The organism is Phocaeicola barnesiae DSM 18169 = JCM 13652 (assembly GCF_000374585.1).
GTDB classification, from domain to species: domain Bacteria; phylum Bacteroidota; class Bacteroidia; order Bacteroidales; family Bacteroidaceae; genus Phocaeicola; species Phocaeicola barnesiae.
Genome location: NZ_KB894643.1, coordinates 110,807 through 125,040, shown reverse-complemented (window position 1 = coordinate 125,040; position 14,234 = coordinate 110,807). Strand labels below are relative to the sequence as shown.

Below are 14,234 nucleotides of genomic sequence, written 5' to 3'. Positions count from 1 at the left end.
AAAAAGAACGAAATTTGCATCAGCGAGATTTATTATAACACCTTATATAATTAATTTATCATGACTAAAAGTTCATTACAAATTGCAAGAGCTGCTTATCAGCCGAAACTGCCTAAAGCATTGAAAGGTGCTGTTGTAGCTAAAATGGGTGAAGCTACTCAGTCTGTAGCCGACCAGGAAGCTATCCAGAAATTGTTCCCGAATACCTATGGTATGCCGTTGATTCAGTTCGTAGAAGGCGAAGCTAAGGAATTCGCTCCTATGAATGTGGGTGTCATCTTGTCTGGTGGTCAGGCTCCGGGCGGACACAATGTAATCTCTGGTCTGTTTGACGGTATCAAGAAATTGAACCCGGCTAACAAGCTGTACGGATTCATCCTGGGTCCTGGTGGTTTGGTTGATCACAATTATAAAGAACTGACAGCCGACATCATCGATGAATACCGTAACACTGGTGGTTTCGATATCATCGGTTCTGGCCGTACAAAACTGGAAAAGGAAGACCAGTTCGAAAAAGGTTATGAAATCTTGAAGGAATTGGGCATCAAGGCATTGGTTATCATCGGTGGTGATGACTCTAATACCAACGCCTGCGTATTGGCCGAATACTATGCTGCCAAGAACTACGGTATCCAGGTAATCGGTTGCCCGAAGACAATCGACGGTGACTTGAAGAACGACATGATTGAAACTTCATTCGGTTTCGATACTGCCTGCAAGACTTATTCAGAAGTTATCGGTAACATCGAACGTGACTGTAACTCTGCCCGCAAATACTGGCACTTCATCAAACTGATGGGACGTTCTGCTTCTCACATCGCTTTGGAATGTGCTTTGCAGACTCAGCCGAACGTATGTATCATCTCGGAAGAAGTAGAAGCTAAGAACATGTCTCTGGACGATGTAGTGACTTATATCGCTCAGGTAGTAGCTGATCGTGCTGCTGACGGTAACAACTTCGGTACTGTATTGATTCCGGAAGGTCTGATCGAATTCATCCCGGCTATGAAACGTCTGATTGCCGAACTGAACGACTTCCTGGCTGCAAACGGTGAAGAATTCAACGCTATCCCGGCTAACGAACAGCGTGCATACATCATCAGCAAACTGTCTGCTGAAAACTCAGCTATCTATGCTTCTCTGCCGGAAGGTGTTGCCCGTCAGTTGTCTTTGGACCGTGACCCGCACGGAAACGTACAGGTTTCTCTGATTGAAACTGAAAAGCTGTTGTCTGAAATGGTAGGCAAGAAGTTGGCTGCTTGGAAGAAGGAAGGCAAGTACAACGGTAAGTTCTCTGCTCAGCACCACTTTTTCGGTTACGAAGGACGTTGCGCTGCTCCGTCTAACTTCGATGCTGACTACTGCTACTCTTTGGGTTACACTGCTTCTATGCTGATTGCCAACGGTAAGACTGGTTACATGTCATCTGTACGTAACACAACTGCTCCGGCTGCCGAATGGATTGCTGGTGGTGTGCCTATCACTATGATGATGAACATGGAACGTCGTCACGGCGAAATGAAACCGGTTATCCAGAAAGCACTGGTGAAACTGGACGGTGCTCCGTTCAAGGCTTTCGCTGCTCAGCGTGCTGCTTGGGCAAAGGAAACTGCCTACGTTTATCCGGGTCCTATCCAGTACTTCGGTCCTTCTGAAGTTTGCGACGAACCGACCAAGACCCTGCAGTTGGAACAGGCTAAATAATTGAACAGAAGTTATTTCTTCTGATAACCTGATTTTACAATTCACCACAGATTGCTCCGACAGGGGAAACTCTGTGGTGAATTTCTTTTGAACTCTTGACTCTATAAACCGAACGCTATGGCAAAAGAACCGCCCATCCTGGTGGTAAACAAGACTGATAGACCGACCGCTGCATCCAGACGGAAACGTACTGCTTCTGCCGGTTCTGCTCCTCGCAAGAGCCGGAAACCTTCCGGCAAGAAGAAGCGGAAAGGAGAACGCCGTCTTCCGGGATGGCTCCTGTGGATTCTAGGCGGACTGTCGGCTATCGTTTTCCTTTCGGCATTCTATTACTTCTTTATCCGTCCTTATGCGTATCGTTGGAAACCTTGTTCCGGGCTGAAGGCTTATGGAGTTTGTCTTCCCTACGGTTTCAAGGTACATGGTTTCGATATATCCCATCATCAGGGAAAAATCAACTGGGATGAACTGTCAAAAGCACAATATACCCCTTTCCCGGTTCGTTTCGTATTCATGAAAGCCTCCGAGGGCGGAGATTTCAGTGATACGACTTTTATCCATAACTTTGCCGAGGCCCGTAAACACGGTTTCATCCGGGGAGCTTATCATTTCTATAACCCGAAAACGGATGCCAACCGTCAGGCCGATTTCTTTATCCGCTCAGTGGAGCTGGAACCGGGTGATTTACCTCCTGTGCTCGATATCGAGACCCGGAGTGATGACATGGATAAACTACGCAAGGATTTACTTATCTGGTTGCATCGGATAGAAGCGTTCTATCGGGTGAAGCCTATTCTTTATACCTCTTATAAATACAAGACCCGTTTCCTGAATGATTCGATATTCAATACGTATCCGTATTGGATTGCTCATTATTATGTAGACTCGGTGGAGTATCAGGGACCTTGGAAATTCTGGCAACATACGGATGTGGGTACATTGCCTGGCATTCAGGAACGGGTGGATTTGAATGTGTTCAATGGAACACTGGAGGAATTGCAGCAGATGACGATTCCTGCCAAAGACGAAGAGTAGTTTTTTCCCACTTGTTTTCTCTCTGTTCATTTTGTTAACTGTTTGGCCCGTTTTGTCTGGAAGCTTAAGAGGCAAGTTTACCTGCCGAAGTATCACATTTTATGTAACAGATTCTGGGTTTTCTGTATTTTATTGTGAATAAATACCTATATTTGAAAAATGATTGGTATATCTGTCGTTTGATTGATATATTTTTAGGTATCTTTACTGTAAAAACCGAAATATTTTCGGGCTGTAGAGAAATATAGATAGATTATCCACTAAAATAAAGAACACATGAAAAACGTATCGAATTATGTAGCAGCTTGTATGATGATGGCTTTGCCGCTGACCGGAATGGCACAGCAGTCTTCAGATCGCTATGTGAAACATGTCGTTTTCCCGGAGGGAGCGACTTTAGATGAGAAGGTATCTATGGCAGCTAGGTTGGTACCTACACCACAACAGTTGGAGTGGCAGAAGATGGAATTGACCGCTTTTCTGCATTTTGGTATCAATACCTTTACAGACAGGGAATGGGGCGATGGAACTGAAGATCCGAAACTATTTAATCCTACAAATCTGGATGCGGACCAATGGGTACGTACGTTGAAGGAGGCCGGTTTCCAGATGGTGATTCTGACAGCTAAGCACCATGATGGTTTCTGCTTGTGGCCAAGCCGTTATACCACCCATTCTGTAGCTTCTTCCAACTGGAAGGACGGTAAAGGAGACGTGGTGCGTGAAGTGCGTGATGCCTGTACCAAGTATGGAATGAAGTTCGGTGTATATCTTTCTCCATGGGATCGTAATGCTCCTTGTTACGGAGATTCTCCGAAATATAACCAGTATTTCATTGACCAGCTGACTGAATTGCTGACCAACTATGGCGAAGTGCATGAGGTATGGTTCGACGGGGCCAACGGAGAAGGACCGAACGGAAAGAAACAGGAATATGACTGGGACCGTTTCTATGAAACCATCCAGCGTCTGCAACCAAAGGCAGTAATGGCTATCATGGGCGATGATGTACGTTGGGTTGGTAATGAGAAAGGTTTGGGACGTGAGACTGAGTGGAGTGCTACTGTTCTGACTCCGGGTATCTATGGACGTTCGGAAGTGAATAACAATAAGTTGGGAATTTCTAACATGTCGGCCGACTTAGGAAGCCGTGCCATGCTGGAAAAGGCTAGTGAGTTATTCTGGTATCCGTCGGAAGTAGATGTCTCTATCCGTCCGGGATGGTTCTATCATACCTATGAAGACAGCAAAGTGAAGAGCGTCAAGCAGCTGATGGATATCTATTGCCAATCTGTAGGATATAATTCCGTATTGTTGTTGAATATTCCTCCTGATAGGGAAGGGCGTATCAATGCGGCAGATGCCCAACGTCTGAAAGAATTTGCTGAATTCCGGAAGAAGGCGTTTGCTGACAACCGGGTAGTTGCGGGTGATACTCCGTGGAATACTGCAACTGTTTCCAGTCGTTCGTATGCCTTGAAGCCGGCTTCTACTGTTAACCTGGTGATGGTTCAGGAAGACATCGCTCAGGGACAACGCATCGAGAAATTTACGATAGATGCCTATACTCAAGGGGCATGGAAGACTATGGGTGAAGGTACTACTGTAGGATATAAACGTATGTTACGTTTCCCGGATATACAGGCTGATTCATTGCGCTTGACCATCAATGAATCTCGTCTGGACGGAAATGTCATCCAGCTGGCAGCTTATCATGTTCCGGAAGTGGAGGAAACGGCTACCCAAGGTTCCTGGAATGATTTGGACCGTTCTACTTGGAAATTGGTTAAGGAAAATCCGGTGACGGTTGATTTGGGAAAGACGGTTTCTTTGAAAGCATTCACATACGCTCCGTTGAATGGTGAAACCAAACCGACACTGGCCTTCCGTTACGATTTCTATGTCAGCAAGGACGGTAAGAAATGGAAGAAAGTCATCACAAAAGGTGAATTCAGTAACATTGTGAACAACCCGTTACCGCAGACTAAGCAGCTTCCTGCAACAGAAGAGGCACGTTATATCCGTCTGCAGGCTACGACTGTAGATGGGAAATCGGCTCAGGTGGTATTGGAGGAACTGGGAGTCAGTCTGGCTAAATAAATGGGTATATAACGAACTTTCCATTTTATGAAGAAATATTTCATGATGTTCTTGTGCTGCATAGCCGGTATGCTGCAGACTTTGCAGGCACAGGTCCATTTCGAAGCAGATGTGTTGTATACGGTTTCTCCGGCAGCACATGGAAAGCAGGTTATCGGCTTTACCGAGGGGGCTACATCAGCTTCCTTGGTAAGCCGACAGGCTTCCGACAAGTTACAGCAATGGCGGATTTCGCATCTTTCAGGGAGTTTCCGCCTGGTCAATCCGTTTGAGGATAAATCTCTACATGCCCGTGCGGACAAAGTGTTGGGAGTGACAGAGACCAACGGTTCGGATGAATCACAGCTTTGGCTGGTGAGAAAAATCGGGAAATTCGTACAGCTTGTTCCGGCTAATATGCCGGATTTGATACTACGGTGTACATCTGATGGAAAACTGGTGCTGGCCGACCTCAAAACTGCCGGAAAAAGTGCTGAGACTCATTTCCTGATTCAGAAAAGTGATATGGAACTCCCGGCGGAACTGAAGAATGCGGTGGCAGAACGTCCGAAAGTGTATTGGGAAGATGAAACCCGGTTTGAAGAAAACAAAGAACCGGGACATGCTACTTACATGCCATACGCTTCGGAAAAAGAGATGACGGCCGATGCGAAGTTTTACGCCAAACCTTGGAACGACTCACACAGTTCTTTGCAGTGTTCGCTGAATGGTGACTGGGCTTTCAATCTGGTATCAGAACCTTCACAGCGTCCGGTAGACTTCTATAAAGAAGACTTCGATGTTTCCGGTTGGAAAACCATTCCGGTTCCTTCTAACTGGGAAATGCAGGGGTATGACCATCCTATTTATGCCAACGTGGAATATCCGCACGCCAATACGCCTCCTTACATCAATCCGCGTAAGGGATTCAACGACGGTGGAAAAAATTATGGTATCAATCCGGTGGGTTCGTATGTACGGTTCTTCGATTTGCCGCAAGGATGGGAGAAACAGCGTACATTCATTCACTTCGGTGGTATCTACAGTGCCGCTTTGGTATATCTGAACGGAAAGTATGTAGGCTATTCGCAGGGAGCGAACAATGTAGCCGAGTTTGATCTGACACCCTATTTGCGGACCGGAAAGAACCGGCTGGCTGTGCAGGTATTCCGCTGGAGTGACGGTTCTTACCTGGAATGTCAGGACATGTTCCGTATGAGCGGTATATTCCGCGATGTGTATCTCTATAATGTGCCGACGGTCAGTGTGAGAGACCATTATCTGGTTGCTATACTGGATCCGGCAGTAGGGTATAAGGATGGAATCTTGAATGTTTCGCTTACACTGGATAACCGTGACCGGGAAGAGGGGGTGAAAGAGCTGATTGTAAGGTTACTGGATCCGCAAGGGAATGCCGTGACAGAAAGTATGCAACAGGTTTCTTACCGGTCGGTACAGACACAGTGTGAACTGAATGTTTCTTTTGACCTGAAAAATCTGCAGTTGTGGACGGCCGAGACTCCGACGCTGTATACACTTCATGTGGTACAACGGGAGAACGGTAAGGAGGAGATGGCCTTTTCTACCAAGTACGGATTCCGGGATATTGCTATAAAGAATGCACTGGTCTATATCAACGGGCAACGTGTTTTCTTCAAGGGAACCAACCGGCATGATACACATCCACTGTATGGACGTGCCGTACCGGTGGAATCAATGTTGCGGGATGTGTTGCTGATGAAGCAGAACAACATCAATACCATCCGCACATCGCATTATCCGAATTCGGAACGTATGTATGCGATGTTCGATTATTACGGGCTGTATACGATGGATGAGGCTGACCTGGAAGACCATGCCAACCAGTCCATCAGTGATATGCCTTCCTGGATTCCGTCATTTGTAGACCGGATAGACCGAATGGTACTCCGTGACCGGAATCATCCGAGTGTCATTTTCTGGAGTTTGGGTAATGAGGCCGGTGGCGGAAGTAATTTCCAGGCCTGTTACGATGCCGCCCGCAAACTGGATTCGCGTCCTATCCATTACGAAGGTACCCGCGACGGGAAGCCGTACGGAGGAAACCGTTTCAGTGACCTGTATTCGAAGATGTATCCGGGCATGAAATGGATGGATACGTATGTCAGTTCGTTCGACAAACCGATGTTCATCTGTGAGTATGCTCATGCCATGGGGAATGCCATCGGTAACCTGAAAGAATACTGGAACAGCATCGAGAACAGTACTTCTACTATCGGTGGAGCCATCTGGGACTGGGTAGATCAAGCCATCTATGATCCGCAGGAGATCAAGCAGGGTATTTACCGGCTGCATACCGGATACGATTATCCGGGCCCGCATCAGGGTAATTTCTGTTCGAATGGTATCATTCCTCCAAGTCGTAACGAATCGCCCAAACTGAAAGAGGTGAAGGCGGCGTATCAGTATATAGCCTTCCGGTTAGGGGAAAATGGAGGTAAGTCCGATCAGGTGACTGTTTCTGTGAGAAACAAGTATGCGTTCCTCCCGCTGTCTGATTTCGACCTGCTGTGGCAGGTGGTACAGAACGGCAGTGTGGTTTCTACCGACAGTATGCAACTGGCTACCGTTGTACCGGGAGACTCTGTAGCGTTTACATTGCCGTTGAAGCATGTACGTCTGGACAAGGCTGCCAAGGCCGGTGATGAAATTCTGTTGAATCTCTTTGTCCGTCTGAGAGAGAACCAGCCATGGGCTGAGGCCGGTCATCCGGTGGCTCAGCAGCAGTTCGAACTGGTGAAACGAGGACCGCTTCCGGAACGGAAAGCCGGCAAATCCGGTGGTAAGCTGAAAGTTACCCAGGCTGATGGCAAGCTGACTGTACAGAACGAGGTCTTGACGGCTGTCTTCACTCAGTCAACCGGACAGTTGGATGAGCTTGTATTGAATGGCCGACAAGTCATTGTTCCGGGGCAAGGTTTCCTATATGACAACCACCGTTGGATAGAGAACGATACTTTCCGGAAAACCGAAAACGGTCTGGAAGAGACAGGTACTTGTGAGGTGACCGAAGAAAAAGGTAAGAAGGTGACTGTGTGCACCTCACGCGACGGTTCGTTGTGTGGCACTACGTTGGTCTATACGTTTACAGCCGACGGCGTTGTTACCTTGAAGGCCGATTTCCAGCCTAAGACAGCCGATCTCCGTCGCTGCGGATTGGTCTGCGGAATTGAACCCGGCCTGAATCAAGTGGATTATTATGCCTACGGACCGTGGGAAAACTACAATGACCGGAAAGACGGTTGTATGGTAGGACGTTATTCTGCAACCGTAAAGGACATGGCGGAAGAATATGTGAAACCTCAGTCGATGGGTAACCGGGAAGGATTGCGTAACTTGCGCCTGACCGATGCGTCCGGAAAAGGTATCGAGATAGAAACAGAAGGGAATGTATCTTTCTCCTTGCAGCCATATACCGATGAAGACCTGATGCTGGCCAAGCATACCTGGGAACTTCAGGAGCGTCCATACCTGGTGTTGCACTTGGATGCAGCACTTCGGGGTGTCGGAAATGCCAGCTGTGGAAGCGATGTCGATACATTGCCGATGTACCGCGTTTCTCAGCAGCCGATGAGCTATACCTTGCGTATCACGGCTGTAGAATAAATTGTTATCTGCAAGGTTCCACTTTCAGGAACCTTGCAGATAATCTTAATATGCTTTTGTATTGTCTGTACGGAAGGCTTTCCATTGATTGTTGGGCTGGTTGGGAAGGTGTAACAGACATTGTACCGTAGGGGTTGGCCGGTTTTTGTAGAAGAAGTTAAAAGATTTTTATCCTGCGCGCAAACTGATTACATTCGTCTATGTATGTTTTGCCTTGCCTGTTGTCAGGTTGTTTTGCATGAATAGTCCCATAAAAATGATGTTTTTCGTTGAATTATCCTTTCAATTTTCGTAGATTGTTTTGCTGTATAATAGCTAAATACATATATTTGCCTAGAGTTTTTGTGTGTATGAATTTCAGGAACGTATCAATGCAGAGACTTATGCATACCAAATGTCCAAGAGTGCAAACGCTTTGTTTTTATTCATGGTAGTCTGGCTATTTATATAAACACATTCATAGGCCGTAATGTTCATTCATGCGCTGATTATTTGTTCAAGAACAACTTGAGTAGATTTATCTCTACGGTTCAGAGTGTACTCCCCTTGTCATTATATGCCAGAGAAATTGACTCCTGCCATGTATGGACAGAAAGTCTGTATTGTAGGAGGAACGCTGGAGAATTACGAAGGTTGTCTGCTGGCTGTCGGTATAGAAATCAGTCCTGAATACATCCAGTTATTGTAACTAACATAGTAACACCTATTTTTATTATGCTCGACACATTAAAGAACATAGCAAACTCTTATACTGAGGGGTATGTAACAATGCCATCTATCCTGTGCATTTGTCTATAGAGGCTTTACATAAGGAAGTAGGATTGGTGTATTTCACGAAGATGTATGTGATGGTTTACAAGGGAAAAGGGATGTCTGTCAACAATCGGCTGATAGGTGATTCCTGTTACATGTACAAAGATGAGTTTAAGGAGGGTGATAAGATTGTTGTGAAATCGTATAGGGAATACAGATCTTGTCTATAAAGAGGATCCGGTCCTGTAAGGTCGGTATATGATTTCAAGTAATAAACTGAAGTAAGATGAAAATCTATAGATGTATATTTTTATACCTTTTCGGTATTTGGGGAATTGTCGGGAATATATACGGACAATCCGAGCGTATTGTCTTTACTCCACAATGGACTCCTCAGAGTCAGTTCGCTGGATATTATGTGGCCCAGGCGAAAGGCTTCTATCAGGAGGAAGGACTGGAGGTGGTGTTTGACCATCCGTCGGCCTCATCTTCTGCATTGAACCGGCTGGAAGAAGGAAGCAGCCATATCATCGGTTTACAGCTCATACAGGCCATCAAGTTGATAGGCGATGGAGTACCTCTGGTAAATATTCTGCAGACTTCGCAGCGTAACTCGCTGATGATTGTACCGCGGTACAATGACATCCGTTCGCTGGAGGATTTGCGTGGAAAGAAGGTCGGAGTCTGGAAAGCCGGGTTTTGCGAATTGGCCTATATGTTAGACCGGAGAGAGAAACTGAACATCGAGTGGATTCCTTTCATCAACTATGTAAACCTGTTCGTTTCAGGGGCCATCGATGCGACCGTTGCCATGAGCTTTAATGAGTATCTGCAGATTCTGGCATGCGGCATCCAGCCCCAGCATGTCTTTTATTTTTCGGACTTTGGCTATGATATTCCTGAAGACGGGTTGTATGTTACTGCCGATTACTACCGTACACATCAGAAGGCAGTACAGGCATTTGCAAGGGCTTCGGTGAAGGGATGGAAATGGGCTGCCCAGCATCCGCAGGAAACCCTTGATATTGTGATGCGCCTGGTCCGTAAATACCATGTGGCTACCAATCGCCTGCAACAGCAACGGATGTTGGAGAACGTGCTGGAGTTACAATGCGAACGCCATACTACTACCAGACCTTTCAGACTACAGCCTGAACATGTAGAGAAAGCGTCTGCCTTATTGTTGGACGATGGATATATCCATCGTCCTGTAACTTATCAGGAAATTACCGGTGCCTTATGAAATTCACTGTTACCCGTTCTTTTTCTACCCGGATAAGTATCTATATCCTTCTGGTTACAGGGGCTATTTTATGTGCTACTTTTCTGGTTTTTTACCGTTCTGCGCGTAAACAGGTGCAGATAGAGGCGGAAACCCGTGCTTCTGTCAGTCTGGACAATACCGTTTTACGTATTGATGAAGTATTGCATTCGGTCGAGGTGGCTCTGACCAATAATGCGTGGCAAGTCGACCGGTATATCCATTGCCCGGATTCCATGTTTAGCATTGCGCGCAGGTTATTGGAAAGCAATTCCATCATTATAGGCAGTGCCATTGCTTTCGAACCGGATTATTATCCCGAGAAAGGTCATTTCTTCTCTCCTTATGCTTACCGGAACGGTGACAGTATCGCTTGTAAACAGTTGGGAGTAGAAAGCTATGATTATCATTACATGGATTGGTATCAGATACCTAAACTGCTCGACAGACCTTATTGGAGTGAGCCTTATTTTGATACCGGCGGTGGGGAGAAAATCATGACTACGTACTCTTTACCGCTTCATGACGGCAATGGTAAGTTGTATGCCGTTTTTACGGCCGATTTGTCTTTGGAGTGGCTGGCACAGAAGGTGGGCTCTCTGAAACTGTATCCGGATTCTTACAACCTGGTTATCGGTCGAAGCGGAACGTATCTGGTACATCCTTATCCGGAACGGATTCTTACGGAAACCATCTTTACAGCTACTTATGACATGAAGGATACCACTGTAGTCGGAATCGGTCACCGCATGATAGCCGGTGAAAAGGGATTCGCTACGATACAGAATGATAGCCTTTCCACGTCGTATATCTTTTATGCTCCGGTAGAGCGTACCGGTTGGTCGGTAGCCGTCGCTTGTACGTATGATGATATTTTTGCAGGGGTCGACCGCATCCGTAACCGCATTGTTATCATAGCTGCGGCAGGACTACTGCTCTTGTTGGTCTTTTGCTTGTATACCATCCGCCAACTGGTGCATCCGTTGACCCGTCTGGCTAATTCTATCCGTAACATAGCTCAAGGAGACTTGATGACTCCGCTTCCTCCATTAGGGAAAAGGCACGATGAAATGGGGATGCTTTATGACTCGTTCGGATTTATGCAGCATTCGTTGTCGGAGTACATGAAGGAACTTGCCGCTACGACGGCCAATAAGGAGCGTATCGAAAGCGAACTGCGTATCGCCAGTGAAATCCAGATGGAGATGATTCCCAAGATTTTCCCTCCTTTCCCGGAACGGAAGGACATCGACCTTTTTGCTACGATTCTTCCAGCCAAGGCAGTAGGAGGGGACTTGTACGATTTCTTTGTAGAGAATGATTGTCTGTTCTTTACGGTGGCCGATGTCTCCGGTAAAGGGATACCTGCTTCTTTGCTGATGGTTGTTACCCGCAGTCTTTTCCGTACCATGGCTTCGCACCTGAAGACACCAGCAGCTATCCTGTCTTCGTTGAATGATGCGCTTTCGGAATCCAATGAATCGGGTATGTTTGTAACAATGTTCTTGGGGGTGCTTCACTTGAAGACGGGTGTCCTGGCCTATTGCAATGCCGGTCATAATCCTCCAGTCTTTTTTACGCAACAGGAACAGGCGCATTTCCTTCAGGTTACTCCCAACATTCCGCTCGGATTGTTTCATGGCTTCAGCTATACGGAACAGGAACTGACTCTCAAGGCCGATGCTTCGCTCTTCCTTTATACCGATGGGGTGACCGAGGCAGAGAGCCCCGACAAGCAGCTCTTTTCTGAAGAGCGGTTGCTGAAGGAACTGGACCGTTTGTCCGATGGTACTCCGACTTTTATCGTGAATCAGATGATGGAGGCTATACACAGACATGCGGCAGGAGCCGAGCAGAGTGACGATATTACCATGCTTTGTTTACATTATTTACCTCAATGAATATGAAAGAAATAAAGACTGAATTGATGCTTCAGAATGATATTTCTGAAATTTCCAAGCTCGAGCCTTTCATCGGTAACATCGGTGAAGAACTGGAACTTCCGCCCGATGTAGTTTATAATCTGAATCTGGCGCTTGAAGAGGCTGTATCGAACATTGTGCTTTATGCTTATCCAGGAAAGACCGGGCAGGATATCAGGATACAGGCTCATACTGAAGGGCATAGTCTGTTGCTGACACTGACGGATTCCGGTATTCCTTTTGACCCTACGAAAGTGAAAAGCGCGGATGTAACTCTTCCGGCAGAAGAACGTCCGATTGGTGGACTGGGTATTTTTCTGATAAAGAGTCTGATGACTGAAATGAGGTATCAGTACAAAGAGGGGAAAAATATCCTTACACTCGTGAAGACCATCGGTTAATTTCCCGGGGAGATAAGGGATTGGATTCAAAATGACGGAAAACTAATAATAGACAGTATATGGAAATCAAGATTGAAAACACTGGCGACAGAATTGTCGTATCTCTGATAGGTCGGCTGGATACAATCACGGTCGGCGAGTTGGAACAACAGGTCTTGCCTTTGCTGAAGGCAGGAACGGATATGCTTTTCGACTGTAACGGGTTGGAATACATCAGTAGTTCGGGCTTGCGTCTCATCCTGCTGGCGCATAAGAAACTGAGTGCTTCAGAAGGTCGTCTGGCCTTGTCGAATGTAGCACCGTCTATCAAATCTATTTTTGATATGACTGGGTTTACTTCATTGTTGAACTTTGAATGAAACAGTACTGAGGAGAATCTTGCGAAAGACAGATTCTCCCGGTGATATCCTGTCTGTCGGTTAGGCAGCAACGGATAAGATTCGTCCCGGCTTGGAGCTTTCTTCAGGCCGGGACTAATCTTATATTTCAGGGACATTGATGGGGAAGGTTTGAATCAGCCTTATTCCATCACCAGCTTTACGGCTGCCCAGTTGTGCTTCTCGCGGTGGTGTACAAAGCGCATCCCCAGACTTTCACCTTTTTCGCGGATGGCGGGAATATCTTCTACGTAAAATCCGCTCATATAGATTTCCGAACCGCTGTGCATACAGGCGGCATAAGCGGGGAGGTCGTTCAGCAGAATGTTCCGGTTGATGTTGGCAATGATGACATCAAACGGTTTACGTCCTTCCAGCAGTGAGGCGTCGCCTAGCTCTACGGTGATGTTGTCGATGTGGTTGAGGGCGATGTTGTCGCGTGAATTGTTTACACACCAGTCATCGATGTCGATGGCTGTTACCGGGTCGGCTCCCCGCATGCTGGCCAGAATAGCCAGAATGGATGTTCCACATCCCATGTCGAGTACCGATTTACCTTTCAGGTCGGCATCCAGCAGCTCGCCCAGGATGGAACTGGTGGTTTCATGGTGACCGGTTCCGAAGGCCATCTGCGGATTGATGACAATGTCGTATTCGGCTTTCGGATAGTCTTTGTGGAAGGTACTGTGGATGACGCAACGGTCATCGATGACAATCGGTTGGAAAAAGTTCTTCTCCCATTCCTCGTTCCAGTCTTTGTCTTCCGGTTCTGCCAGGGTGTATGTGATGGCTATGTCCGGTAACGGGAAATCAGCCAGAACCGCCTTCAAAGCCTCTTCATCGAACTGTGACTGTTGGATGTAGGCCTGCATGCCTCCTTCAACGGGGACAAAACTTTCGAAACCGATTTCGGCTGTCAATGCTGCCAGCACATCTGTTACAATTTCTGTGCATGGCCGTGCAGTAAATGTTACTTCAACATATTTCATAGATACAAGGGTTTGATTTCGGAGACAAAGATAATACCTGCCGTTTGTTTTACCCAATTTTCAGGAGC

At 46.7% G+C, this 14,234-nt stretch carries 10 protein-coding genes; 9 read left to right on the top strand and 1 reads right to left on the bottom strand.

The window, feature by feature from the left end; all coding sequences use genetic code 11:
• The first annotated feature begins 60 nt into the window (after positions 1-60).
• The 9 genes from C510_RS0100530 (at position 61) to C510_RS0100490 (ending at position 13,159) form a co-directional block, all read left to right on the top strand.
• The gene (locus tag C510_RS0100530; RefSeq protein WP_022340120.1) at positions 61-1,704 is read left to right on the top strand and encodes a diphosphate--fructose-6-phosphate 1-phosphotransferase; all 1,644 of its coding nucleotides are present in this window, start codon (positions 61-63) and stop codon (positions 1,702-1,704) included.
• Positions 1,705-1,821: 117 nt separating this feature from the next.
• Positions 1,822-2,739: a glycoside hydrolase family 25 protein gene (locus C510_RS0100525; protein WP_018709382.1), complete on the top strand. Its 918-nt coding sequence runs from the start codon at positions 1,822-1,824 to the stop codon at positions 2,737-2,739.
• Between the two features lie 309 nt (positions 2,740-3,048).
• Positions 3,049-4,839, top strand: a complete 1,791-nt coding sequence (locus C510_RS0100520) for an alpha-L-fucosidase (protein ID WP_018709381.1) — start codon at positions 3,049-3,051, stop codon at positions 4,837-4,839.
• A 27-nt stretch (positions 4,840-4,866) separates the two neighbouring features.
• Positions 4,867-8,463, top strand: a complete 3,597-nt coding sequence (locus tag C510_RS0100515; protein WP_018709380.1) for a glycoside hydrolase family 2 TIM barrel-domain containing protein — start codon at positions 4,867-4,869, stop codon at positions 8,461-8,463.
• Positions 8,464-9,019: 556 nt separating this feature from the next.
• On the top strand, positions 9,020-9,151 hold the full coding sequence (locus C510_RS17805; RefSeq protein ID WP_261976269.1) for a hypothetical protein: 132 nt from the start codon (positions 9,020-9,022) through the stop codon (positions 9,149-9,151).
• A 351-nt stretch (positions 9,152-9,502) separates the two neighbouring features.
• The gene (locus C510_RS0100505; RefSeq protein WP_018709378.1) at positions 9,503-10,459 is read left to right on the top strand and encodes an ABC transporter substrate-binding protein; all 957 of its coding nucleotides are present in this window, start codon (positions 9,503-9,505) and stop codon (positions 10,457-10,459) included.
• Positions 10,456-12,378, top strand: a complete 1,923-nt coding sequence (locus C510_RS0100500; protein WP_018709377.1) for a SpoIIE family protein phosphatase — start codon at positions 10,456-10,458, stop codon at positions 12,376-12,378. Before C510_RS0100505 ends, C510_RS0100500 begins: the two co-directional genes overlap by 4 nt.
• A 2-nt stretch (positions 12,379-12,380) precedes the next feature.
• A complete protein-coding gene (locus C510_RS0100495) occupies positions 12,381-12,800 on the top strand; it encodes an ATP-binding protein (RefSeq protein ID WP_244870437.1) in 420 nt (139 codons plus the stop codon).
• A gap of 59 nt (positions 12,801-12,859) precedes the next feature.
• On the top strand, positions 12,860-13,159 hold the full coding sequence (locus C510_RS0100490) for an STAS domain-containing protein (protein ID WP_018709375.1): 300 nt from the start codon (positions 12,860-12,862) through the stop codon (positions 13,157-13,159).
• Between the two features lie 161 nt (positions 13,160-13,320).
• Here C510_RS0100490 and prmA read toward each other — a convergent pair whose 3' ends face one another.
• Positions 13,321-14,166, bottom strand: coding sequence for a 50S ribosomal protein L11 methyltransferase (prmA, locus tag C510_RS0100485; protein WP_018709374.1), 846 nt, complete (start codon positions 14,164-14,166; stop codon positions 13,321-13,323).
• Positions 14,167-14,234 lie beyond the last annotated feature (68 nt).

Excerpts from the sequence above, each read along its gene's own strand:
- C510_RS0100530 (WP_022340120.1), top strand. The coding sequence starts at position 61 with ATGACTAAAAGTTCATTACAAATTGCAAGAGCTGCTTATCAGCCGAAA.
- C510_RS0100525 (WP_018709382.1), top strand. The coding sequence starts at position 1,822 with ATGGCAAAAGAACCGCCCATCCTGGTGGTAAACAAGACTGATAGACCG.
- C510_RS0100520 (WP_018709381.1), top strand. The coding sequence starts at position 3,049 with ATGATGATGGCTTTGCCGCTGACCGGAATGGCACAGCAGTCTTCAGAT.
- C510_RS0100515 (WP_018709380.1), top strand. The coding sequence starts at position 4,867 with ATGAAGAAATATTTCATGATGTTCTTGTGCTGCATAGCCGGTATGCTG.
- C510_RS17805 (WP_261976269.1), top strand. The coding sequence starts at position 9,020 with ATGCCAGAGAAATTGACTCCTGCCATGTATGGACAGAAAGTCTGTATT.
- C510_RS0100505 (WP_018709378.1), top strand. The coding sequence starts at position 9,503 with ATGAAAATCTATAGATGTATATTTTTATACCTTTTCGGTATTTGGGGA.
- C510_RS0100500 (WP_018709377.1), top strand. The coding sequence starts at position 10,456 with ATGAAATTCACTGTTACCCGTTCTTTTTCTACCCGGATAAGTATCTAT.
- C510_RS0100495 (WP_244870437.1), top strand. The coding sequence starts at position 12,381 with ATGAAAGAAATAAAGACTGAATTGATGCTTCAGAATGATATTTCTGAA.
- C510_RS0100490 (WP_018709375.1), top strand. The coding sequence starts at position 12,860 with ATGGAAATCAAGATTGAAAACACTGGCGACAGAATTGTCGTATCTCTG.
- prmA (WP_018709374.1), bottom strand. The coding sequence starts at position 14,166 with ATGAAATATGTTGAAGTAACATTTACTGCACGGCCATGCACAGAAATT.